Annotated in this window: 17 protein-coding genes and 1 riboswitch; of the genes, 11 read left to right on the top strand and 6 right to left on the bottom strand. The window is 73.4% G+C overall.

The window, feature by feature from the left end; all coding sequences use genetic code 11:
- Positions 1 to 4: 4 nt before the first annotated feature.
- The 3 genes from Cch01nite_RS00530 to Cch01nite_RS00520 form a co-directional block, all read right to left on the bottom strand.
- Positions 5 to 550: a Clp protease N-terminal domain-containing protein gene (locus Cch01nite_RS00530; protein ID WP_203747251.1), complete on the bottom strand. Its 546-nt coding sequence runs from the start codon at positions 548 to 550 to the stop codon at positions 5 to 7.
- On the bottom strand, positions 550 to 759 hold the full coding sequence (locus Cch01nite_RS00525) for an RNA polymerase subunit sigma-70 (protein WP_203747248.1): 210 nt from the start codon (positions 757 to 759) through the stop codon (positions 550 to 552). Before Cch01nite_RS00525 ends, Cch01nite_RS00530 begins: the two co-directional genes overlap by 1 nt.
- 64 nt (positions 760 to 823) lie before the next feature.
- Positions 824 to 1,528, bottom strand: coding sequence for a nucleoside/nucleotide kinase family protein (locus Cch01nite_RS00520; protein WP_203747245.1), 705 nt, complete (start codon positions 1,526 to 1,528; stop codon positions 824 to 826).
- A gap of 172 nt (positions 1,529 to 1,700) precedes the next feature.
- On the opposite strand from Cch01nite_RS00520, the gene sucC reads away from it, so the two are divergent.
- The 3 genes from sucC (at position 1,701) to Cch01nite_RS00505 (ending at position 5,367) form a co-directional block, all read left to right on the top strand.
- Positions 1,701 to 2,894, top strand: a complete 1,194-nt coding sequence (gene sucC / locus Cch01nite_RS00515; protein WP_203747242.1) for an ADP-forming succinate--CoA ligase subunit beta — start codon at positions 1,701 to 1,703, stop codon at positions 2,892 to 2,894.
- A gap of 35 nt (positions 2,895 to 2,929) precedes the next feature.
- On the top strand, positions 2,930 to 3,805 hold the full coding sequence (gene sucD / locus Cch01nite_RS00510) for a succinate--CoA ligase subunit alpha (RefSeq protein WP_203747239.1): 876 nt from the start codon (positions 2,930 to 2,932) through the stop codon (positions 3,803 to 3,805).
- A 218-nt stretch (positions 3,806 to 4,023) separates the two neighbouring features.
- The gene (locus Cch01nite_RS00505; RefSeq protein ID WP_203747236.1) at positions 4,024 to 5,367 is read left to right on the top strand and encodes a cell division protein PerM; all 1,344 of its coding nucleotides are present in this window, start codon (positions 4,024 to 4,026) and stop codon (positions 5,365 to 5,367) included.
- Here the strand turns inward: Cch01nite_RS00505 and Cch01nite_RS00500 are convergent.
- Positions 5,313 to 5,942 carry a hypothetical protein gene (locus tag Cch01nite_RS00500; RefSeq protein WP_203747233.1) on the bottom strand — a complete coding sequence of 210 codons (630 nt, stop codon included), beginning with the start codon at positions 5,940 to 5,942 and terminating at the stop codon, positions 5,313 to 5,315. The two genes, Cch01nite_RS00505 and Cch01nite_RS00500, sit on opposite strands and share 55 nt — an antisense overlap.
- A gap of 107 nt (positions 5,943 to 6,049) precedes the next feature.
- Between Cch01nite_RS00500 and purN the strand changes: the two genes are divergently transcribed.
- A complete protein-coding gene (gene purN, locus Cch01nite_RS00495) occupies positions 6,050 to 6,709 on the top strand; it encodes a phosphoribosylglycinamide formyltransferase (RefSeq protein WP_239069691.1) in 660 nt (219 codons plus the stop codon).
- A 41-nt stretch (positions 6,710 to 6,750) separates the two neighbouring features.
- Positions 6,751 to 6,838: riboswitch (ZMP/ZTP riboswitch) on the top strand.
- Between the two features lie 36 nt (positions 6,839 to 6,874).
- The gene (purH, locus tag Cch01nite_RS00490) at positions 6,875 to 8,500 is read left to right on the top strand and encodes a bifunctional phosphoribosylaminoimidazolecarboxamide formyltransferase/IMP cyclohydrolase (RefSeq protein WP_203747230.1); all 1,626 of its coding nucleotides are present in this window, start codon (positions 6,875 to 6,877) and stop codon (positions 8,498 to 8,500) included.
- Positions 8,501 to 8,568: 68 nt separating this feature from the next.
- On the opposite strand, the gene Cch01nite_RS00485 is transcribed toward purH, so the two are convergent.
- Positions 8,569 to 9,909: an NAD(P)/FAD-dependent oxidoreductase gene (locus Cch01nite_RS00485; RefSeq protein WP_239069690.1), complete on the bottom strand. Its 1,341-nt coding sequence runs from the start codon at positions 9,907 to 9,909 to the stop codon at positions 8,569 to 8,571.
- Positions 9,910 to 9,946: 37 nt separating this feature from the next.
- On the opposite strand from Cch01nite_RS00485, the gene Cch01nite_RS00480 reads away from it, so the two are divergent.
- Positions 9,947 to 10,333 carry a DUF3017 domain-containing protein gene (locus tag Cch01nite_RS00480; RefSeq protein ID WP_203747224.1) on the top strand — a complete coding sequence of 129 codons (387 nt, stop codon included), beginning with the start codon at positions 9,947 to 9,949 and terminating at the stop codon, positions 10,331 to 10,333.
- Between the two features lie 97 nt (positions 10,334 to 10,430).
- On the opposite strand, the gene Cch01nite_RS00475 is transcribed toward Cch01nite_RS00480, so the two are convergent.
- A complete protein-coding gene (locus Cch01nite_RS00475; protein ID WP_203747221.1) occupies positions 10,431 to 11,477 on the bottom strand; it encodes an MIP family channel protein in 1,047 nt (348 codons plus the stop codon).
- Positions 11,478 to 11,758: 281 nt separating this feature from the next.
- On the opposite strand from Cch01nite_RS00475, the gene Cch01nite_RS00470 reads away from it, so the two are divergent.
- The 5 genes from Cch01nite_RS00470 (at position 11,759) to pulA (ending at position 23,743) form a co-directional block, all read left to right on the top strand.
- Entirely contained in the window at positions 11,759 to 12,976 is a 1,218-nt protein-coding gene (locus Cch01nite_RS00470) for an NADP-dependent isocitrate dehydrogenase (RefSeq protein WP_203747218.1), read from the top strand.
- A 162-nt stretch (positions 12,977 to 13,138) separates the two neighbouring features.
- Entirely contained in the window at positions 13,139 to 14,125 is a 987-nt protein-coding gene (locus tag Cch01nite_RS00465; RefSeq protein ID WP_203747215.1) for a malate dehydrogenase, read from the top strand.
- Positions 14,126 to 14,162: 37 nt separating this feature from the next.
- A complete protein-coding gene (locus Cch01nite_RS00460; protein WP_203747212.1) occupies positions 14,163 to 14,432 on the top strand; it encodes a DUF167 domain-containing protein in 270 nt (89 codons plus the stop codon).
- A gap of 279 nt (positions 14,433 to 14,711) precedes the next feature.
- Positions 14,712 to 17,735, top strand: a complete 3,024-nt coding sequence (locus Cch01nite_RS00455) for a glycoside hydrolase family 3 protein (RefSeq protein WP_203747209.1) — start codon at positions 14,712 to 14,714, stop codon at positions 17,733 to 17,735.
- 185 nt (positions 17,736 to 17,920) lie between these two features.
- Entirely contained in the window at positions 17,921 to 23,743 is a 5,823-nt protein-coding gene (pulA, locus tag Cch01nite_RS00450; RefSeq protein WP_239069689.1) for a pullulanase-type alpha-1,6-glucosidase, read from the top strand.
- Positions 23,744 to 24,192: the final 449 nt, after the last annotated feature.

Genomic DNA, 24,192 nt, shown 5'->3' with positions numbered 1-24,192 from the left:
GCCTTCAGGCGGCGGTGGTGTCGGCCCAGGCGGCGACGACGGCCCGCTCGAGCTCGTCGCGGCCGTGACCGGCGGCCTCCAGCGCCCGCTGACCGGGCGTCCCGTCGAGCCGGGCGAGGGCGAGCAGCAGGTGGCCGGTGTCGATCCGGTTGGACGAGAACCGGATCGCCTCACGCAGCGCGACCTGGAGCGCCTTCTTGGCGTCCTTGTCGAACGGCAGGTGCTTGCGGCCGCGGGTCTCCGCGGGCTCGTCGAGGGCCCCCGGCCCGAACGTCGCCTCGACCTGCGCGCGCACGGACTCGAGGTCGATGCCGACGCCGGCGAGCGCGTCGGCGTCGAGGGAACGGTGCGGCAGGGCGCGGACCGTCGTGACGAGACCGTCGTGGTCGACGCCGAGCGTGGCGAGCGCCCGGGCCGCGACGGACGCGGGGTCGGACACCGCGCCGAGCAGCAGGTGGGCGGAGTCGATGCGGTCGGCGCCGAGGCGCCGGGCCTCGTCCTGGGCCTGGACGACGGAGCTGCGCGCGTCCTTGGTGAATCGCTCGAACATCAGCGGAACCTCTTCCCGAACTTCTTGTGGACCGCCTGGCGGCTGACGCCGAGGACGGTCGCGATCTGCTCCCAGGACCATCCGAGGCGACGGGCGCGCTCGACGTGCAGTGCCTCCAGGCGGTCGGCCAGCTCGCGCAGGGAGTGCACGGCGAGCAGCCCCTCGCGGGGGTCGTCGCCGGCTGCGGCGGTCATGAGGTCGTCGGACATGCCGTCAACGTAAGTTGACGACCAGGTGTCTGTCAACCTGTGTTGACGGAGGGCTCGGTGGCGGTCAGCCGCGCAGCAGCACCGGGCGCCCCACGTCGGAGTTGTCCACCAGCACGTCGGCGCGCGCGGCCGGGTCCCGCTCGGCGAGGTAGCGCAGCTGACCGTCCACGTAGCGGCGGTTCGCCGGGTCCGCCGGGTCGGGCGGGCAGCCGTCGCGCGCCGCCATCCGGCGGAAGGTCTCGTCGAACCCGACCTGCAGGAACACGGTGACGTCCCACCAGGCGTCGAGCTCGGCGCGCTGCAGGAAGATGCCGTCCACGACGAGCACGGTGTCGTCGGAGCCCGTCTCGTGTGCCAGGTCGAGGGCGGTGTCGGTGGCGACGTCCCGCACCGCCCGGCGGAACCGGCGCGACCCCGCTGGCGCGAACGGGTCCAGGAGCTCGGTGCGCAGCGCGTCGTAGTCGTAGGAGTCGGCCCAGAACCCCTCGGGGGAGGTCCGCCCGCGCCGGTACCGCACGTCCCGGGGTCGGTGGAAGCCGTCGACGGAGGCCGCGACGACCGTGCGGCCGGCGGAGCGCAGCACCGCGACCAGCTCGGCGGCGAGCACCGACTTGCCCGCGCCGTCCACGCCGTCCACCGCGACCAGCACCGGACGACCCAGGCTCCGGGGGTCGGGAACCCGCGCGGCGACCGCCGCCAGGACGGCGGACCGCTCCGGCGTGCGCGCGAGGAGCGGGACCGAGACGGGCGTCGGCACGGGCACAGGCATCGCTCCTCGTCAGATCCGGTGCCTGGACGCTAGCCGCCGCGGGGTGCCCGGAGGTCGCGAACGCCACATCTCTCGATGTGAAGATATCTTCGCCCGGCGGCTACCATCGATCGGGGCGAAGCGGCCGGACCGAGGACGCGGATCGCCGGTCAACGAGAGGAAACCGGACCAGGTGGACCTGTTCGAGTACCAGGCACGTGACATGTTCGAGAAGCACGGCGTGCCCGTGCTCGGCGGCGTCGTCGCCACCACCTCCGAGGAGGCCCGCGCGGGTGCGCAGCAGCTCCTCGGCGAGGAGGGCGGCGTGGTCGTCGTCAAGGCCCAGGTCAAGACGGGTGGCCGTGGCAAGGCCGGCGGCGTCAAGCTCGCCCGCTCCGCGGACGAGGCGGCCGAGAAGGCCGGCGAGATCCTCGGCATGGACATCAAGGGCCACACCGTGCACCGCGTGATGATCGCCGCGGGCGCGAAGATCGCGCAGGAGTTCTACTTCTCGGTCCTGCTCGACCGGGCCGAGCGTCGCTACCTCGCGATGGCGTCCGTCGAGGGCGGCATGGAGATCGAGCAGCTCGCCGTCGAGCGTCCCGAGGCGCTCGCCCGGGTCGCGGTGGACCCGCGCACCGGCATCGACCAGGCGAAGGCCGACGAGATCGTCGCCGCCGCCGGGTTCCCCGAGAAGACGTCGCCCGAGATCGCCGCCAAGGTCGCCGCCGTGCTGCAGAAGCTGTGGCACGTGTACGACCAGGAGGACGCCACGCTCGTCGAGGTCAACCCGCTCGTCCTCACGGAGGACGGCGAGATCGTCGCGCTCGACGGCAAGGTCACGCTCGACACGAACGCCGACTTCCGCCACCCGGACCACGCCGAGCTCGAGGACACCGCCGCGGCCGACCCGCTCGAGGCCGCCGCCAAGGAGAAGGACCTCAACTACGTCAAGCTCGACGGCGAGGTCGGCATCATCGGCAACGGCGCCGGGCTCGTCATGAGCACGCTCGACGTCGTGGCCTACGCCGGCGAGAAGCACGGCGGCGTCAAGCCGGCGAACTTCCTCGACATCGGCGGCGGCGCGAGCGCCGAGATCATGGCGGCCGGCCTGCACATCATCCTCACGGACCCGCAGGTCAAGTCGGTGTTCGTCAACGTGTTCGGCGGCATCACGGCGTGCGACGCGGTCGCGAACGGCATCGTCCACGCGCTCGAGATCCTCGGCGACGAGGAGAACAAGCCGCTCGTCGTCCGTCTCGACGGCAACAACGTCGAGGAGGGCCGCCGCATCCTCGCCGAGGCCGGCCACCCGCTCGTCGTGCTCGCGGACACCATGGACGGCGGCGCCGACAAGGCGGCCGAGCTGGCCAACGCCGCAGCCTGATCGAACCCCAGACGCAGAGAGAAGCAGACACCACCATGGCGATCTTCCTGACCGAGGCATCCAAGGTCATCGTCCAGGGCATGACGGGCTCCGAGGGCACCAAGCACACGACCCGCATGCTGGCCTCCGGCACGAACGTGGTCGGCGGCGTCAACCCGCGCAAGGCGGGCACGACCCAGTCCTTCGGTGACGTCGACGTCCCCGTCTTCGGCTCCGTCACCGAGGCCGTCGACAAGACCGGCGCCGACGTGTCCGTCATCTTCGTGCCGCCGGCCCACACCAAGGGCGCGGTCATCGAGGCGATCGACGCGGGCGTCCCGCTCGTCGTCATCATCACCGAGGGCGTCCCCGTCGACGACACGGCCGAGTTCTTCGCGCACGCGCAGGACAAGGGCGTGCAGCTCATCGGCCCGAACTGCCCCGGCCTCATCAGCCCCGGGAAGTCGAACGTCGGCATCATCCCGGCCGACATCACGGGCCCGGGCCGCGTCGGCCTCGTGTCGAAGTCCGGCACGCTGACCTACCAGATGATGTACGAGCTGCGGGACTTCGGGTTCTCGACGGCCATCGGCATCGGCGGCGACCCGATCATCGGCACCACGCACATCGACGCGCTGGCCGCGTTCGAGGCGGACCCCGACACCGAGGTCATCGTGATGATCGGCGAGATCGGCGGCGACGCCGAGGAGCGGGCCGCGGCGTTCATCGCCGAGCACGTCACCAAGCCGGTCGTCGGCTACGTCGCGGGCTTCACGGCCCCCGAGGGCAAGACGATGGGCCACGCCGGCGCGATCGTGTCGGGCTCGTCCGGCACCGCCCAGGCGAAGAAGGAGGCCCTCGAGGCCGCCGGCGTCAAGGTCGGCAAGACGCCGTCCGAGACGGCGCAGCTCGCCCGCGCGCTGCTCTCCTGACCCCGCCCGTCCCCGCGGACGGAGCACCGACGACCCGGTGAGGCCCTGTGCCCGCCGGGTCGTCGGCCGTCCGGGGACGCACGCCGGCATCGGGTCGAGGTGACGACGCGCCGACCCCGGTCCGGCCGTGGGCGCCCCGGCCCAGGGAGGATGACCCGGTGAGTGGCAGCGGCCCCCGGACAGGGGCCACCCCGGTCGTCCAGCGTCCCCGTCGGCGGGTGCTGTCGGACGACGTGCCGTCGCGCCCCCAGTTCTTCGCGAGCGCGATCGACGGCGCCCCCCGGTGGGCCACCGGTGCGCTGGCCGCGGCGCAGGCGGCCGTCCTGTCGCTGCTGGCCATCGTGCTGCCCGCGATCGCCGCGTTCGTCGCGACGTCGGCGGACCCGACGAACGAGGGCGTGAGCTGGTGGCGTTCGGTGGGCGTGGGGGCGTCGGTGTGGCTCCTCGGGCACGGCATGCCGACGCAGGTCGGCGGCGTCACGGTGACCCTCGTCCCGCTGGGGGTCACCCTGCTGGCCGTCTGCACCTGCTACGCCTCCGCGCGCAGGTCCGGGACGGCGACACGGACCGGGTTCTGGGCGGGCGTGCTCGCCTACGTCGCGTTCGCCGTGGTCGTGGCGCTCCTCGTCGGGGCCTCGCCGGTCGCGTGCCTGCGGGCGGCGGTCGGTGCGGCGGTCGTGGCCGGTGCGGGACTCGGGCTGGGGCTGCTCCGCCGGCCGGAGGCCCTGTCGTGGCGCCGGCTCACCCGGCCGGTGTGGACGCGTGCGGCGGTCCCCGTGCGGGTCGGTGCGGCCGCGGGGGTCCTCGTGCTCGCGCTCCTCGTGCTCGCGGCGGCCCTCCTGACGACGCTGTGGGTGGTCGCCGGCCGGGCGACGATCGGCGACGTGGTGCGTGGCCTCGGGCTCGACGCGGTCGGGGGGATCGTCCTCGCGGTCGCCGAGCTGGCGTTCGTGCCGAACCTCGTGGTGTGGGCGCTCGCCTGGCTCGCGGGGCCCGGCTTCGCGGTGGGCGCCGGGACGAGCTTCGCGCCCGACGGCGTCGTCGCCGCCCCGCTGCCCGCGGTGCCCATGCTCGGTGCGCTGCCGACGCCCGAGGCGGTCGGCCCCGCGACCTGGGGCGCTCCGGCCCTGCTGGTCCTCGTCGGCGTGCTGGCCGGCTGGTACGTGCACCGCAGGACGACGGGCGGGCCGTGGTGGTCGTCGGCGGCCTCCGTCGGGGTGCTCGGGGGTGTCGTCGCCGCGGCGGCCGCTGTCCTGGTCACGCTCGCGAGCGGGGGTGTCGGGCCGGGGCGCATGGCGCACGTCGGTGCCCAGGGGTGGCTCGTGGGCCTGCTGGTGGGGGCGTGGGTGACCGCCGGCGCGGCGGTCGCGGCGCTGCCGGCGGACCGGGCGGTGCGACGCCGGCTGGTGGCAGGTCTGCGGCCCGCCTCGGTTGCCACGTCGGACGCGATGTCGGACGCGACGTCGAACCGGGGCGGCGCGTCCGGTGGCCCGGCCGCGCGATCGGATCAGGGGCGCCGGGAGCGTTCCTCGAGCGACACCCGCCAGTCCTCGATGTCCTGACGGTACTGGGCCTCGCACTGCGCCTTCGCGGACACCGTGAGCGCACCCGCGAGGCAGGCCTGGTGGTCGCGCTGCGGCCCCCAGAGCACGAGCATGCTGGCCGACGCGAGCGACAGCATCCCCGCGACCAGCAGCAGCACCGTGAGCACGGCCGGGACGCCTCCGCGGACGCGACCGCGGACGGCGATGCCGAGCCCGCGGACGGCCGTCACGACGGCGGCGAGGGCGAACCCGAGCGACGCGGCCTGCCACGGCACGGGGAACGACACCACGACGACGGTGGCGAGCACGAGCAGACCGGTGGTCCGGGCGAGGCCGATGCTGCGTGCCACGGCCGGCGCGTCGGTCGGCGCGACGTCGCCCGCCGGGCCCCCGTCGGGCGGGACGCCCGGCCCGCCGCCGCGGCGCCCGTCGTGGCTCGCCGCCGGGTGCGGCCCGACCGGGTTCGAGGACGGCGCCTGCGGTCCGGCGGTCGGCGCGACCGGTGGTCCGGCGGGCGGCGCGGCCTGCGGTCCGGCGGGCGGCGCGTCCGGCGTGCGCGGACGGTCCTCCGGCGGGGCGTACGGGTTGCTCACCCCGGCATTCTCGCCCACTGCCCCGGCGTCCTGGTCATCGGCTGTCCACGTGGTGGTCGTCGGACGTCCGGCGTCGGCCCCGGCCCCGGCCGGGTAGGGTCGCCCGCGTGAACGCGCCGCACCCCGAGACGCCCCGTCCGCCCCTGCCACCCACGCGGACCGCCGGGCGGCTCGTGGTCCTCGTCTCCGGCACGGGGTCGAACCTCGCGGCGCTCCTGGCGGTGCACGACGACCCGGCGTTCGGCGGCCGCGTCGTCGGGGTGGTCGCGGACCGGCCGGGGATCGCGGCGCTCGACATCGCGCGCGAGGCGGGTGTGCCGACCGCGGTCGTGTCGCTGAAGGACTTCGACGACAGGGCGGCGTGGGACGCGGCGCTCACCGAGACGGTCGCCGTCTTCTCGCCGGACCTCGTGGTGCTCGCGGGGTTCATGAAGCTCGTCGGGGCGTCGTTCCTGGGGCGGTTCGGCGGCCGGATCGTCAACACGCACCCCGCCCTGCTGCCGTCGTTCCCGGGTGCGCACGGTGTCCGCGACGCGCTGGCGTACGGCGTGAAGGTCAGCGGCTGCAGCGTGATCGTGGTCGACGAGGGCGTGGACGCGGGCCCGATCCTGGCGCAGGAGGCCGTCCCGGTGCTCGACGGCGACGACGAGGGCACGCTGCACGAGCGGATCAAGGTCGTGGAGCGGACGCTGCTCGTGGACGTCGTCGGGCGGATCGTCAGGCACGGCCTCGTCGTCGAGGGCCGCACCGTGCGTATCGGCGCGTAGGGCCGGCGGCTCCCGGGGGCCCGCGCTCCCCGGTTACACTCGTGCACGGTCGTGACTGGCGCAGGTGGGGAGAACCACCGGGGAGCGGCCGAAGTCCCCTGCAGAGCACCGCCCGCCTGGGTGCCTGGGTCCCACCGCAGACCGCGTCGACCCAGGAGTGAGCGAATGTCCGCCTCCGTGCCCGTGCCCAGCACCCCCGCCGACGAGACCGCCCGGCGCGCCGTGCGCCGCGCCCTCGTGAGCGTCTACGACAAGACCGGGCTCGTCGAGCTCGCGACGACCCTGCACGCCGCCGGTGTCGAGCTCGTGTCCACGGGCTCCACGGCCGCGACGATCGCCGCGGCGGGCGTCCCGGTGACCCCCGTCGAGGAGCTCACCGGGTTCCCCGAGTGCCTCGACGGCCGCGTCAAGACGCTGCACCCCCGCGTGCACGCCGGGGTCCTCGCCGACACCCGCCGCGCGGACCACCTCGCGCAGCTCGACGAGCTCGGCATCGCGCCGTTCGAGCTCGTGGTCGTCAACCTGTACCCGTTCACCGCGACGGTCGCGAGCGGTGCCGGCCCGGACGAGTGCGTCGAGCAGATCGACATCGGCGGGCCGTCGATGGTGCGGGCCGCGGCCAAGAACCACCCGAGCGTGGCCGTCGTGGTCGACCCCGCGCGGTACGCGGACGTCGCCGCGGCCGTGGCGCAGGGCGGCTTCACGCTGGCGCAGCGCCGCTCGCTCGCGGCGCAGGCGTTCGCGCACACGGCCGCCTACGACGTCGCGGTCGCGTCCTGGTTCGCGGGGGACTACGCGCCCGACGAGGACGCGGCGTCCCACCGGTTCCCGACGTTCGCGGGCGCCACGTGGACGCGCGCGGACGTGCTGCGGTACGGCGAGAACCCGCACCAGGGCGCCGCGCTGTACCTCACGCCGGACGGCGCCGCGGGCCGTGGCCTGGCGGGCGCCGAGCAGCTGCACGGCAAGCAGATGAGCTACAACAACTACGTCGACGCGGACGCCGCCTGGCGGGCCGCGCACGACCACGACGCCCCCGCGGTCGCGATCATCAAGCACGCGAACCCGTGCGGGATCGCGGTCGGCGCCGACGTCGCGGACGCGCACGCCAAGGCGCACGCGTGCGACCCGGTGTCGGCGTTCGGCGGCGTCATCGCGACGAACCGCACGCTCACCGCCGCCGCCGCCGAGCAGATCGCACCCGTGTTCACGGAGGTCGTCGTCGCACCCGACTTCGAGCCGGAGGCGGTCGAGGTGCTCAGCCGCAAGAAGAACGTCCGGCTGCTGCGGGTCACGGGCCTCGACGCCGGTGCGCGGCGCGAGCAGCGCGCCGTGAGCGGCGGCCTGCTGGTGCAGGACGTCGACCGTCTCGACGCCCACGGCGACACGGCCGAGGGGTGGACGCTCGCCGCGGGCGAGCCCGCCGACGAGGCGACGCTGACCGACCTGGTGTTCGCGTGGCGGGCGGTGCGCGCGGTGAAGTCCAACGCGATCCTGCTCGCCGCCGACGGGGCGTCCGTCGGGGTCGGCATGGGGCAGGTCAACCGGGTCGACTCGTGCCGGCTGGCCGTCGAGCGGGCGAACGCCGACGGTGCAGACCGGGCGCGTGGCGCGGTCGCCGCGTCGGACGCGTTCTTCCCGTTCGCCGACGGGCTCCAGGTGCTGCTCGACGCCGGTGTCCGGGCCGTCGTGCAGCCCGGCGGGTCGGTCCGGGACGAGGAGGTCGTGGCCGCCGCCCAGGCCGCCGGGGTGACGCTCTACCTCACGGGTACCCGCCACTTCGCGCACTGACCGGCCGCGTCCGGCCGCCGCACGCACGGCCGCCGCACGCCCTCCGGGGCGTCTGCGGCGGCCGGGCGTCAGGCGAGGGCGGTCTCGCGCAGCGGGTGATCGAGGTCGCGGACGAGCCGCCGGTCGAGGCGCGGCAGGTCGCGGGCGCCGAAGAGCCGCCGGGCGGCCCCGACGTCCCGCGGGCGGTCGACGGTGAGGATCGCGGCCGCGTCGTCGGCGCCGGGGCGGAACCACACCGCCGACCAGCCGTCGGTCGAGCCCGGGTCGCCCCGCAGCACCACGTCGTCGCCGGGTCGGGGCTGCCCGAACAGCGCGAGCTCGTGGCCGAGCTGCGTCGAGAACACGTACGGCGCCACGTCCGCGAGCTGCCCGTCGAGACCGAGCAGGTCCGTGACCAGCCCCTCGGGGCCGCGCAGCGCGCCGTCCCAGTGCCCTCCGGGCACCCAGCCGTGGCGTGCCGAGCGGCGCAGCGCGACGTCACCGACGGCCCGCACGTGCCGGGGTGCGCCGATCACGGCGAACCCCTCGTCGACCCGCAGCGACCCGTCCGGCTCGCGGGGGAGGGCGCCGTCGAGCCACGCGGTGGCGGGTCGCGCGCCCACCGCCGCGAGGACGACGTCGGCGGGCAGCGCCCGCCCGTCGGCGAGCGTGACCCCGTCGGCCCGCACGTCCACCACCTGCACGTCGCACAGCAGCCGCACGCCCGCGGTCGCGTACCAGCGGGCGGTGAGCCCTCCGACGGCCGGCCCGAGCGCGGACCCCAGCGGCCCGGGCGCGGCCTCGACGACCGTGACGTCCACCCCGGCCGCCGCGGCGACCCCGGCGACCTCGGCCCCGATCCACCCCGCGCCGATGACGACGAGCCGCGTGCCCGGCGCCAGCCGTTCCCGGAGCGCCTGCGCGTCGTCGGCGGTGTGCAGGGTGAGCGCCGCCGACCACCCGGCCGGTCGCACCGCCGCCGCCCCGGTCGCCAGCACCACGGCGTCCGCGGCGACGGTGCCGTCCGCCGTCGCCAGCTCGACACCGTCCCCGGTGACGACGAGCCCGGTCGCGGGCGTGCCGAGCCGCACGTCGTCCGCGAGCGCGCGCAGGTCGACCCCCACCTCGTCGGCGAGCCAGGTCGGACCCGGCCGGTCGAGCAGGTGCTTGGAGAGGGGCGGCCGGTCGTACGGCGGGAGGACCTCGGCGCCGAGGACCGTGACCCGCCCGTCGAAGCCGGACTCGCGCAGCGCGGCGACGGTCTGCGTCGCTGCGAGGCCGGCGCCGGCCACGGCGACGTGGCGGGGCAGGGCGACGTGGCGCGGCGGGGCGGCGTGGCGGGGCAGGGCGACGTGGCCGGGCGGCGGGACGTGGCGGTGCAGGGCGGGCGCGTCGGGCGCGGCAGTCGGGTCTGGGGTCCGGGCCGTCACCCGCGCAACGGTAGTCTCCCCGGGAAAGGGGTGATCGATGGTCCAGGAGCGTGTGCACGGCGGCCCCGTCGGGCGACCCGCCGAGCCGCCCGCCGGCTCCGGGCCGGTGCCCGTCGAGGAGCAGGCCCTCGACCCGCGGACCATCGCCCGGGCGTCGCTGCAGGCGTCGAAGAACGCGTCGCTGTGGTGGACGAGCGCGGGCATCGTGGTGTCCGTCGCGGTCGCGCTGCTGGTCAGCACCCGGGCGGGTGCGTTCACCCTGGCGGCGGTGACGGCGGTGTGCGCCGTGGTACGCCTCGTCCTGCCGTCGCCCGGTCCCGTGGCGGTCTCGGTGCGCTCCCGGCCGTTCGACGTGCTCGTGCTCCTGACGTTCGCGGGAGGCATCGCGTTCCTCGCGCAGATCCTGCCGGCGGGCTCGCGCTGAGGACTCCTCGCGCCGACCCCCGCACCGATCACCTGAGCCGGTGACGACGGACGCCCCGAGCCGATCGGCCCGGGGCGTCCGTCGTGCGAGCGGTCGGTCAGCGGCCCTCGACCACGACGACGTCGTCGGTCGTGACGTACACGTCGTCCTCCTCGAGGAGGTTGTCCTCGACGGGCTCCGCGGCGAACGCGCGGTAGACGAGCGCGGCGATCGCGGCGCCGAGGAGCGGTGCGACCCAGAACAGCCAGATCTGGTTCCAGGCCCAGCTCTCGGAGAAGATCGCCGTCGCGACGGAGCGCGCCGGGTTGAGCGACGCGTTCGTCACGGGCATCGCGACGAGGATGAGCGCCGTCAGCGTCAGGCCGATCGCGACGGGCGCGTTGCCCTTGGCGGAGCGACGGTCGGTGACGGCGAGGATCACGCCGACGAACACGGCGACGACGACGAGCTCGATCAGCCCGGCACCGATCCAGGAGAAGCCCTCACCCTGCGTCTGGGCCGCGATGGGCGAGTGCGCCTCGTAGCCGTTCGCGACGGACGAGAAGAAGCTCTTCTCGTTCGCGTCGAGGGCCGGCAGCGTCGTGATGACGACGTAGAGCACCGACGCGGCGGCGGCACCGCCGACGAGCTGCGCGACCCAGTAGGGCAGGACGTCCTTCCAGCTCGTCCGGCCGGCGAGGGCCGCCCCGAACGTCACGGCCGGGTTGAAGTGGCCGCCCGAGATGTGGCCGACGGCCGCGATCCCGGCGAGCACGGCCACGCCGAACGCGAGAGCGACGGCGAGCGCGCCGGCGCCGGTGACCTGGGCGTACAGGGCGGTGCCGACACCGGCGAGCACCAGGAAGAACGTGCCGAAGGCCTCGGCACCCACCCGGGACACGAGTCCCGGGCCGGCCGTCACGACCGTGCCGGCCGGCACGACGTACGCGTCGTAGTCGACCTCGGCCTCGGGCTCGGCGGCCACGGGCTCGGCGGCCACGGGCGCGGGCGCCGCGGGCGCCACCGGCGCAGGGGCGGCGGGCTCGGCGGCGGGAGGCTCGACCGGCGCGGGAGCGGCGGGAGCGGGGGCGTCACCGGCAGCGGCGGCGCTGACGTCCTCGGGGCCGGGCGTGCCGGCGGGCTGGTCAGGGGTGTCGTTGGACATGTGGGTCCTGTCGTGTGTCGTGCGGGCGGACGGCTGCGGACGAGGGCTGGAGCGCTCGTCGGGCTCGCCGTGCTGATGCGCCCCAGCATGCCAGGACACGTCGGCCCAGGTCACGGAACAGCCGTGCAGCGGACGCTTTCGCTGTGCGACCGCTGTGCCCCGGTTCCGTGAGATCTCTCGACGTCGAGTAATCTTGTCCCCGGACCCGCGCCGGCCCGCGCTGCGTCACCACCGCCGTCCTGGCCGGCCTCCTCACCAGTCCCCATCACAGGAGATCCCGCATGGCGAAGATCAAGGTCGTCGGCCCGGTCGTCGAGCTCGACGGCGACGAGATGACGCGCATCATCTGGCAGTTCATCAAGGACCGCCTGATCCACCCGTACCTCGACGTCGACCTGCGGTACTTCGACCTGTCGATCCAGAACCGCGACGCCACCGACGACCAGGTGACGATCGACGCGGCGCACGCCATCAAGGAGCACGGCGTCGGCGTCAAGTGCGCGACGATCACGCCCGACGAGGCGCGCGTCGAGGAGTTCGGCCTGAAGAAGATGTGGGTCTCGCCGAACGGCACGATCCGCAACATCCTCGGCGGCGTCGTCTTCCGCGAGCCGATCATCATCAGCAACATCCCGCGCCTGGTGCCGGGCTGGAACAAGCCGATCATCATCGGCCGTCACGCCCACGGCGACCAGTACAAGGCGACCAACTTCAAGGTCCCCGGCGCCGGCACGCTGACCCTCACGTACACCCCGGCGGACGGCTCGGAGCCGATCCAGCAGCAGGTCGTCACGTACCCCGACGGCGGCGGCGTCGCGATGGGCATGTACAACTTCAACGACTCGATCCGCGACTTCGCGCGGGCGTCGTTCGCGTACGGCCTGCAGCGGGGCTACCCGGTGTACCTGTCGACGAAGAACACGATCCTCAAGGCGTACGACGGCGCGTTCAAGGACATCTTCCAGGAGGTGTTCGACGCCGAGTACAAGGACCAGTTCGACGCCGCCGGCCTCACGTACGAGCACCGCCTCATCGACGACATGGTCGCCGCGGCCATGAAGTGGGAGGGCGGCTACGTCTGGGCGTGCAAGAACTACGACGGTGACGTGCAGTCCGACACGGTCGCGCAGGGCTTCGGCTCGCTGGGCCTCATGACGTCGGTCCTCATGACCCCGGACGGCAAGACGGTCGAGGCCGAGGCGGCGCACGGCACGGTGACGCGCCACTACCGCCAGCACCAGGCGGGCAAGCCCACGTCGACGAACCCGATCGCGTCGATCTTCGCGTGGACGGGCGGTCTGAAGCACCGCGGGAAGCTCGACGGCACGCCCGAGGTCACCCAGTTCGCGGAGACGCTCGAGCAGGTCGTCATCGAGACGGTCGAGAGCGGCGCCATGACGAAGGACCTCGCCGTGCTCGTCGGCCCGGACCAGGCGTGGCAGACGACCGAGGAGTTCCTCGAGACGCTCGACAAGAACCTGGCGGCGAAGCTGGCCTGACCTGCCAGCGCGACCGCACGGCACGACGGCGCCCACCCGGATCCCGGGCGGGCGCCGTCGTCGTGTGTGCGGGTAGCGTGCCCGTAGCGCGCCGGTCCTGACTGCCGGCGCCGCCGACGCCAGCGCCGCCGTCCCCGGTGGCCGACCGAAGGAGCCGCGCCTGTGAGCCAGCCCGTCCACGTCACTGTCACCGGTGCCGCCGGCCAGATCGGCTACGCGCTGCTGTTCCGCATCGCCTCCGGCCAGATGCTCGGTGCGGACACCCCGGTCCGGCTGCGGCTGCTCGAGATCCCGCAGGCGGTCAAGGCGGCCGAGGGCACCGCGATGGAGCTCGACGACTGCGCGTTCCCGACGCTCGACGGCGTCGACATCTTCGACGACGCGCGGGCCGCGTTCGACGGCACGAACGTGGCGCTGCTCGTCGGGGCGCGCCCGCGCACGGCGGGCATGGAGCGCGGCGACCTGCTGTCCGCGAACGGCGGGATCTTCAAGCCGCAGGGCGAGGCGATCAACGCGGGCGCGGCGGACGACGTGCGGGTGCTCGTCGTGGGGAACCCGGCGAACACGAACGCGCTCATCGCGCAGCAGCACGCGCCGGACGTGCCGGCGGACCGGTTCACGGCGATGACGCGCCTGGACCACAACCGGGCGGTGTCGCAGCTCGCGACGCGGACGGGGGCGAGGGTCGCGGACATCGCGCGCGTCACGATCTGGGGCAACCACTCGGCGACGCAGTACCCGGACCTGTCGCACGCGACGGTCGGTGGTCGGCCCGCGCTCGAGGTCGTGGCGGACGACGCGTGGGTGACCGGCACGTTCATCCCGACGGTCGCGAAGCGCGGCGCGGCGATCATCGAGGCGCGGGGTGCGTCGTCGGCGGCGTCGGCGGCGAACGCGGCGATCGACCACGTGCGCTCCTGGGTGCACGGCACGCCGGCGGGGGACTGGACGTCGGCCGGTGTGGTGTCGGACGGGTCGTACGGGGTCCCGGAGGGGCTCATCTCGTCGTTCCCGGTGACGTCCGAGGGCGGCGCGTGGCGGATCGTGCAGGGCCTGGAGGTCGACGGGTCGTCGCGGGCGCGGATCGACGCGTCGGTCGCGGAGCTCGTGGAGGAGCGGGACGCGGTCCGGGTGCTCGGCCTGGTCTGACCGGCGGACGAGCGGGCGGACGAACGGCGGGCGGACCGTGCGCGTCGCGGTCCGGGTGCGCCCGGGGGCGTCGCGGACGGCGGTCGGCGGCCTGCACGGGGACCGGCTGGTGGTCGCGGTGACGGCGCGCGCCGTCGACGGTGCCGCGACGGAGGCGGCGCTGCGGGCGCTGGCGGACGCCCTCGGGGTGCGACCGCGGCACGTGACGCTGGTGTCGGGGGCGACGAGCCGCGACAAGCTCGTGGAGGTCGCGGACGACGCCGTCGAGGGCCTGGCCGAGCGGCTGGAGCGCCTGCGCGGCGCGTGAGGACCCGGTGCGGTCGAACGTGCGGGGTACCTGAATCCGCCCGTTGACACCCGTAACGGACAGCCCCTACGGTCGTCAGTGCCGGGCGTCGAAGCGCTTCGATACCCGGCACCGTCCCTCGTCATCGACCGTCAGAGCCGTCGGAAGATCGCACCCGGGCGCCGGCCCCCGCTCGCACCACCGCACCTCGTCGTGCGGCGGCATCCCCCTGCCCTGACGGATGGCGAACCACCACACCTGTGCGGCGCAGCGACGCCGTGGATCGAGGGGGTTCCTGCTGTGAGGATCGCACCGAGGCGCCGCTGGGCGGTGCCGGGCGTCGTCTGCCTGGCGCTCGTCGGGCTCGTGCCGACCACCTCCGCCCAGGCGGAGGACTACCCGTTCCGTGACCCCGACCTGCCGCTGCAGACGCGCATCGACGACCTGCTCGGCAGGCTCACGCAGGACGAGGAGATCTCCCTCCTGCACCAGTTCCCGCTGCCGGTGCCGCGGCTCGGCATCGGGCACTTCCGCAGCGGCACCGAGGCGGTGCACGGCCTGGCGTGGACCACGTCGCCGGCCGACGGCGTAGTGCACACCGCGACCGCGACGACGTTCCCGCAGGCCGTCGGGCTGGCGAGCACCTGGGACACCGACCTGCTGCACCAGGTGGGGACCGTGGTCGGTGACGAGGCGCGCGGGTACCACACCACCGATCCCGGCATGTGGGGGCTCAACCTGTGGGCGCCCGTCGTCAACCTGCTGCGGGACCCGCGGTGGGGCCGCAACGAGGAGGGCTACTCCGAGGACCCGCTGCTCACCGGCGCGATCTCGACCGCGTACGGCAAGGGCATGTCGGGCGACGACCCGTTCTACCTGAAGACCGCCCCGACGCTGAAGCACTACCTCGCCTACAACAACGAGGTGCACCGCGACACGAGCAACTCGTCGGTCCCGCCGCGCGTGCTGCACGAGTACGACGAGCAGGCGTTCGAGCCGGCGATCAGCGCGGACGCCGCGACCGGTGTGATGGCGTCGTACAACCTGGTCAACGGCCGCCCGGCCACCGTCGACCCGACCCTCGACTCGACCGTGCGGTCCTGGACCGACAAGACGCTGTTCAACGTGAGCGACGCGAACGCCCCGGCGAACCTCGTCGACTCCGAGGACTACTACGACACGCAGCCCGAGGCCGACGCCGCCCTCATCAAGGCCGGCCTCGACAACCACACGGTGAACGACAACAACCCGCAGCCGACGATCGCCGCGGTCAAGTCGGCCCTCGCCCAGGGCCTGCTGACCCAGGAGGACATCGACACCGCGGCGTCGCACGAGCTGTCGATCCGGTTCCGGCTCGGCGAGTTCGACCCGGACGGCGGCCCGTACGCGGGGATCACGATGGATGCGGTCGACACGCCCGCGAACCGGGAGCTCGCCCGCACCACGGCCGGCGAGGCGATGGTGCTGCTCAAGAACCAGAAGAACGCCCTGCCGCTCGACGCGAACCGCACGAACAGCGTCGCCGTGGTCGGCCCGCTCGCGGACACCACGTACACCGACTGGTACGGCGGCACGCCGCCCTACACGGTGACCGCGCTCGACGGCATCACCGAGCGCATCGGCGCCGGCGGCACGGTCACCGGGACCGAGGGCGTCGACCGCATCGCGCTCAAGGACCCCGCGACCGGGAAGTACCTGTCCGGCGGGGCGGGGGAGTCCGGCGCGGCGATCACCGAGGGTGCGACGACGGCCGACGCGACCGCGCAGTTCGACGTCTTCGACTGGGGCAGCGGCATCGTCACGCTCCGCAGCGCCGCGAACGGCAAGTACGTCGGCTACAACTGGAGCGGCTTCGCCAACGACCAGGCGCAGCCCAACGGCTGGTTCGTGCAGCAGCAGTTCACGATCGAGGACCGGCCCGACGGCAACGTCGTGCTGAAGTACGCGGGCTACGAGTCGGCGTACAGCTGGGCGCCGTCGTACGGGAAGCAGTACCTGACGATCGACGCGAACGGCGCGCTCGCGCTGGGCGCCGCGACCGCGGACACGGCGACGGAGTTCTCCCGCGAGCTCGTCGCGAGCGGCACGGAGGCGGCCGTCGCAGCGGCCAAGGCGGCGGACGTGGCCGTCGTGGTGGTCGGCAGCCAGCCGTTCATCAACGGGCGTGAGGACCACGACCGCACGGACATCGGCCTGGCCGCCGGCCAGGAGGCCCTCGTCGAGGCGGTCGTCGCGGCGAACCCGCGCACGGTGGTCGTCCTCCAGACGAGCTACCCGGACACCATCACCTGGCTGCAGGACCACGTCCCGGCGATCGTGTGGACCACGCACGCCGGCCAGGAGACCGGGCACGCCGTCGCGGACGTGCTGTTCGGCGACACCAACCCCGCCGGGCGGCTCACGCAGACGTGGCCGAAGAGCTCGCAGGACCTCCAGCCGGACCTGATGAACTACGACATCATCTCGAGCGGCCAGACGTACCTGTACGACACGACGAAGCCGCTGTACCCGTTCGGGTACGGGCTGTCCTACACGTCGTTCCGGTACTCGCACCTGCGGGTGGACAAGAAGGCGGACGGCACGCTGCGTGCCCGGGTCGACGTCACGAACACCGGCCGCCGGACCGGTGACGAGGTGGTGCAGCTCTACACGCACCAGCGCGACTCGCGAGACCCGCAGCCGGTCAAGCAGCTGCGCGCGTTCGACCGCGTGAGCCTCGACCCGGGGCAGACCACGACCGTCGAGCTCTCGGTGCCCGTGGCCGACCTGGCCCACTGGGACGTGACCCGCGAGAAGTGGGTCGTCGAGACGAGCGCGTACGACGTGCTCGTCGGTGCGTCGTCGGCCGACATCCGGCAGAAGGCCGTCGTGCAGGTCAAGGGCGAGAAGATCCCCGCCCGCGACCTGTCGAAGGTCACGCAGGCGCAGAACTTCGACGCGTACCGGGGCATCGAGCTCGTGGACCGGTCGAAGGAGTCCGGCACGTCCGTCCAGACGGCCGCCGGCAGCTGGGTGGCGTTCAAGGACGCCGACCTCGACAGGGCCCGGACCTTCACGGCCGCGGTCGCGAAGGCCGACGCCGGCAACGGCACCATCCAGGTCCGTCTCGACTCGCCGACCGGACGGCTCGTCGGGACCGCGACCGTGGCGAGCACAGGGGACAGGTACACGTACGCGACGGTCACGGCGGCGCTCGACGACGGGCGCGGGCCGGGGAAGGGCCACGGCCAGGGCCCTTCGCACGGCTCGCTGAACGGCCGGCACGACGTCTACCTGGTGTTCGACTCCACGGTCCGCGTGGGGGACCTCAGCCTGGGCAGCTGAGTCCTCGGCCGGTGGCGGGCGCCGCAGCGCCCGCCACCGGATGCGGTCCCGGGCAGCGTCGATAGCGTCCTCTTCGTGCCGATCTCACCGATTGGTCTGAAACCCTTGCTGCAAGTTGCGGCAAGTCGGTACGGTCGGCGCTGACCCCCGGCACACGGCCGTGCCGGGACGACGAAGGAGTCGCCATGTCGCGCCCCATGCCCGTCCTGTCCCGACCCGTCGCAGGCCTCTCGTCGCTCGCGGTGGTGCTCGCCCTCACGGGCACGGCGGCCGCCGTCGCCGCGGGACCCGCCGCCGCGGCCGACCGCACCGCCGCCCTCGTCGGCGACCTGCAGAGCGAGCTCGGCTGCTCCGCGGACTGGCAGCCCGAGTGCGCGGCGACCGAGCTCGTCGCGGACGGCAGCGGCCGGTACAGCGCGGACCTCGAGGTCCCCGCCGGCACGTGGCACTACAAGGTCGCGCTGAACGACACCTGGGACGAGTCGTACGGGGGCGACGGCGGCAGCGCGGACACCCCGCTCGTGGTCGCCGGGCCGTCGACGATCCGCTTCACGTACGACGACGCGACGCACCGCACCGCGCTGACCCCGCTCGACCTCGCCGGCGACTACACCGCGCAGGACGCCGCGATCGTCGCCGACCCCGTCCGGGACCCGGGCGCCGGCAACACCTTCTACTTCGCCATGACCGACCGGTTCGCCAACGGCGACCCGTCCAACGACACGGGTGGGCTCACGGGCGACCGGCTCACGACCGGCCTCGACAAGACGGACAAGGGCTTCTACAACGGCGGCGACCTCGCGGGCCTGCGGGACCAGCTCGACTACATCGAGGGCCTCGGCACGACCGCGATCTGGCTGACCCCGTCGTTCAAGAACCGCCCCGTGCAGGGCACCGGCGTGAACGTGTCCGCCGGGTACCACGGCTACTGGATCACCGACTTCACGCAGATCGACCCCCACCTCGGCACGAACGCCGAGCTGGAGGCGCTGATCGCGGACGCGCACGCGCGCGGCATCAAGGTCTACTTCGACATCATCACGAACCACACCGCGGACGTCATCGACTACGCGCAGCAGCAGTACACGTACGTGCCGCAGAGCACGAGCCCGTACAAGGACGCGGCCGGCAACGCGTTCGACCCGCACACCTACGCGGGCACCGACGCGTTCCCGACGATGGACCCGGCCACGTCGTTCCCGTACACGCCCGTGGTCAAGCCGGAGGACGCGCACGTCAAGGTCCCGGACTGGCTGAACGACGTGACGCTGTACCACAACCGGGGCGACTCGACCTACACCGGTGAGTCGACGACGTACGGCGACTTCTCCGGCCTCGACGACCTCATGACCGAGAACCCGCAGGTCGTGAACGGGTTCGTGGACGTCTACGACTCCTGGGTCGACCTCGGCGTCGACGGGTTCCGCATCGACACCGCCAAGCACGTGAACTTCGAGTTCTGGCAGAAGTTCACGACCGCCGTGCACGCGCACGCGACCGCCCAGGGCAACCCCGACTTCTTCATGTTCGGCGAGGTGTACGACGCCGACCCGGTCAAGCTCTCGCCGTACCTGCGCGACAGCGACATGGACGCGGTCCTCGACTTCACGTTCCAGTCGGCCGCGTCGAACTACGCGCAGGGCTCGTCGGCCGGCCTGCTGCACACGCTGTACCAGGGTGACGACCGGTACCTCACCCCGACGACGAACGCGCAGGCCCTGCCGACGTTCCTCGGCAACCACGACATGGGCCGCATCGGCTACTTCGTCCGCAACGGCTCCGACCCGCAGGCGCGCAGCGAGCTCGCGCACGACCTCATGTTCCTGTCCCGCGGCCAGCCGGTCGTGTACTACGGCGACGAGCAGGGCTTCGAGGGCGCCGGGTCGATGAACGGCAGCGACAAGGACGCCCGGCAGTCGCTGTTCGCGACGCAGGTCGACGAGTACGCGAACCAGCCGCTCCTCGACGGCACGACCGCCGGCTCGGTGGACCGCTACGACACCGACAGCGTGCTCTACCAGCACATCAAGGCGCTCGCGGAGCTGCGGCAGAGCACCCCGGCCCTCAAGGACGGCGCCCAGATCGAGCGGTACTCGAACGGCGCGGTGTACGCGTTCAGCCGCGTCGACGCCGCGGAGAAGGTCGAGCACCTCGTCGCGCTCAACAACGGCACGTCCCCGACGACGGTCACGATCGACACCCTCACGCCGGGCGCGCACTTCGACGCGCTCTTCGGCACGACGACCGGCGTCACCGCGGCCGCCGACGGCACGGTGTCCGTGACGATCCCCGCGCTCGGCGCGATCGTGCTGCGGGCCGACGCCGAGGTCGGCGCCCCGGCCGCCGCCGGGCCGGTCACGCTGACCGCACCGGCACCCGGCTCCGGCCTGAGCGGTCAGGTGCCGGTGAGCGCGGACGTGCCCGACGACGTCTGGAGCCAGACCTCGTTCGCGTACCGCGCCGTCGGTGACGACGCCTGGACGACGCTCGGGACGTCGGAGACGACCAGCCCGGGCGTGTTCGCGGACCTCGACGGCCTGGCCCCGGGCACGCTCGTCGAGTACCGCGCGGTCACGGTCGACGCCGCCGGTCACCGGGCCGCGGGCTCGACGTTCGCGTCGGTCGGCAACCGGGTCGACGGCGAGGAGACCCAGGGCGGCGGCGGTGGCGGCGACCTGCTCGTCACCGTCCCCGGCAGCCACGACTCCGAGATGGGATGCCCGGGCGACTGGCAGCCGGACTGCACGAAGGCCCAGCTGGCGACGTTCAAGGACGGCATCTACACCGGCACGTTCACGCTGCCCGCCGGGACGTACGAGTACAAGGTCGCGGTCGGCGGCTCGTGGGACGAGAACTACGGCGCGGGCGGCGCCCCCGGCGGCGCGAACGTGACGTACACGCTCGCCGCCGACGGGCCCGTGACGTTCTACTACGACCCGGTGACCCACTGGTTCACGTCGACCGCGCAGGGCCCGATCCTCACGGTCCCCGGCTCCACGAACAGCGAGCTCGGCTGCGAGGGCGACTGGGCCCCCGACTGCCTCGCGACTCTGCTCGAGGACCCGGACGGCGACGGCACGTCCACGTTCACCACCGACAAGCTGCCCGAGGGTGCGTACGAGGTGAAGGTCGCGCACAACCTGTCGTGGGACGAGAACTACGGCGCGGGCGGCGCACCCGGCGGCGCGAACATCCCGTTCTCGGCGCCCGGCGGCAAGCCCGTGACGTTCTCCTACGTGCTCGCGACGCACGTCCTGACGGTCGAGGTCAGCGAGCCGCCGCTGCCGGGCACGGGTCAGTCGGCGGCGCAGTGGGTCGACGCGTCGACGATCGCGTGGCCTGCCGACCTGCTCGCGGGTGTCGACCCGACGACGCTCGCCTGGCGGCTGCACTCCTCGGCGACGGGCGCGCTCGCGGTCGTCGACGGGGCGGTGACGGGTGACGACGGCACCCCGGTGCCGCTCACGTACGACGCCGGGGGTCTCACGGACAAGCAGCTCGCCCGGTTCCCGCAGCTCGCGGGATCGGTCGCGCTGCACGTCGGCGCCGACAAGGCGGCCGCCAAGGAGCTGCTGCGCGGCGAGCTGCTCGTCACGCAGGCGGCGTCGGACGGCACCCTGCAGGCGGCGACGGGCGTGCAGGTCCCGGGCGTGCTCGACGACCTGTACGCCAAGGCCGCCGGCAAGCGCGCGCTCGGCACCACGTGGTCGCGCGGCACGCCGCACCTCGCCCTGTGGGCGCCGACGGCGCAGGACGTCGACCTGCTCGTCTGGCCCGCGACGAAGACGGGCGTCGACACGTCGGGCACCCCGACGCGCGTCGCGGCGCACCAGGAGCCCGACGGCTCGTGGACGGTCGACGGCAGGAAGCAGTGGACCGGCGCCGCGTACCTCTGGGAGGTCACGGTCTACGCGCCGACCACGGACAAGGTCGAGGTCAACCAGGTGACGGACCCGTACTCGGTCGCCCTGACCCTGAACAGCACGCACTCGGTGCTCGTCGACCTCGACGACCCGGCCTACCGGCCGAAGGCGTGGGAGAAGGCGAAGCAGCCCGTCGTGAAGCCCGTGGACCAGACGATCTACGAGCTGCACGTGCGCGACTTCTCGATCGGCGACACCACGGTGCCGGCCGCCCACCGCGGCACGTACCTGGCGTTCGCCGACCGCAGCGCGGGCACGAAGCACCTGCGTGAGCTCGCCGACGCGGGCCTGACGACGGTGCACCTGCTGCCGACGTTCGACATCGCCTCGATCGAGGAGGACCGCAGCGCGCAGGCCACCCCCGACTGCGACCTCGCGTCGTTCCCGCCGGACTCCGACCAGCAGCAGGCCTGCGTCATGGCCGTGGCGGACGCGGACGGGTTCAACTGGGGCTACGACCCGCTGCACTGGCAGGCGCCCGAGGGCTCGTACGCCGTGCACCAGGAGGGCGGCGGCCGGGTCGCCGACTTCCGCACGATGGTCGGCGCGCTGCACGACGACGGCCTGCAGGTGGTCCTCGACCAGGTGTTCAACCACACGACGGCCAGCGGGCAGAACCCCGGCTCGGTCCTCGACCGCGTGGTGCCGGGCTACTACCAGCGGCTCAACGCGACGGGCGCCGTCGAGACGTCGACCTGCTGCCAGAACGTCGCCACCGAGCACGCCATGGCCGGCAAGCTCATGGTCGACTCGGTCGTCACGTGGGCCAAGGACTACAAGGTCGACGGCTTCCGCTTCGACCTCATGGGCCACCACTCGGTGGACAACATGAAGGCAGTCCGGAAGGCGCTCGACGCGCTCACGCCCCGCAAGGACGGCGTGAACGGCAAGAACGTCTACCTGTACGGCGAGGGCTGGAACTTCGGCGAGGTCGCGGACAACGCCCTGTTCACCCAGGCCACGCAGGGGCAGCTCGGCGGCACGGGCATCGGCACGTTCTCCGACCGGCTGCGCGACGCCGTCCGTGGGGGAGGCCCGTTCGACGACAACCCCCGCATCCAGGGCTTCGGCTCCGGCGGCGGCACCGACCCGAACGGCGACCCGGTCAACGGGTCGGCCGCGGACCAGGCGGCGCGCGCCCAGCACGACGCCGACCTGGTGCGGCTCGGGATGGCGGGCAACCTGCGCGACTTCGCGTTCGAGACGAGCGCGGGCACCGTCCAGAAGGGCAGCGAGATCGACTACAACGGCCAGCCCGCCGGCTACGCGGACTCGCCCGAGGAGGTGATCACGTACGTCGACGCGCACGACAACGAGACCTTGTGGGACTCGCTGACGTACAAGCTGCCGACGTCCACGCCCATGGCCGATCGCGTGCGGATGAACACGGTCAGCCTCGCGACGACCGCGCTGGCGCAGACGCCGAGCTTCTGGCACGCGGGTGCCGACCTGCTGCGCAGCAAGTCGCTCGACCGGAACAGCTTCAACTCGGGCGACTGGTTCAACAGCCTCGACCTGTCGGGGAAGGACAACGGCTTCGGCCGCGGCCTGCCGCCGAAGGCGGACAACGAGTCGAAGTGGCCGTTCCAGCAGCCGCTGCTCGAGGACGCGGCGCTCAAGCCGACGGCGGCGGACATCGCCACGGCGTCGAAGGCTGCGGACGACCTGCTGCGGCTGCGGTTCTCGACCCCGCTGTTCCGGCTGGGCTCGGCGGACCTCATCGAGCAGAAGGTGTCGTTCCCGGGGTCGGGGGCGCAGGCCGACCCGGGCGTGGTCGTCATGCGGATCGACGACCGGGCCGGCTGGGACCCGCGGACGCGGTGCTGGAGCCACGACGTGGACCGGTCGCTCGAGGGCGTGCTGGTCGTGGTCAACGCCTCGGACGAGCCGACCACGCAGACCGTGGCCGGCCTGGCAGGGCACCGGCTGCAGCTGTCGCCGGTGCAGGCGCGGGGGAGCGACCCGGTGGTCCGCTCGACCACGTGGGCGACGGCGACGGGCACGGTGACCGTGCCGGCGCGGACCGTGGCGGTGCTCGTCGAGAAGGCCTCGCCGGGCCACTCGTCGGGGCACGGCTGGTGGTGACGCGGTGGTGAGGGGGCCGCAGACCCCTCACCACGGCTGACGGGTGGAGGCGACGGCGGGCGGGCCCTGGTGGGGTCCGCCCGCCGTCGTGCGTCTCGCCTGGTGGGAGCGGAGGTCCGCGTTGTGGACGACCGTGGGCGCGAGCGGGCACGATGCATTCGTCGGTCGAACGCAACGGAAGTATCGGACGCTCGACGGGCGCCTGTTAGCGCTCACAAGCCGCGCCGATCCGCGACCTGATCGTGATGAGTTCGTAATACGCGACCGGGTGGTCATGGCTTGACTTCGAGAACCGAATACAAGAGCGTATGGGCACTGCCCCTCCGGTGACCCACATCACCGCGGGGACGCAGTCGGGACACGGCCCGAGCGGCGGAGCGGCTGCGGGGCACTGACGAGCACCGCGCTCGCAGGTCCGTCGTCCCGGATCTCTCAACGACGAGAAGGAG

This window comes from Cellulomonas chitinilytica (assembly GCF_016862675.1).
GTDB lineage: Bacteria > Actinomycetota > Actinomycetes > Actinomycetales > Cellulomonadaceae > Cellulomonas > Cellulomonas chitinilytica.
The sequence above is the reverse complement of the archived record's forward strand: the minus strand, read 5'-3'. Positions and strand labels throughout refer to the sequence as shown.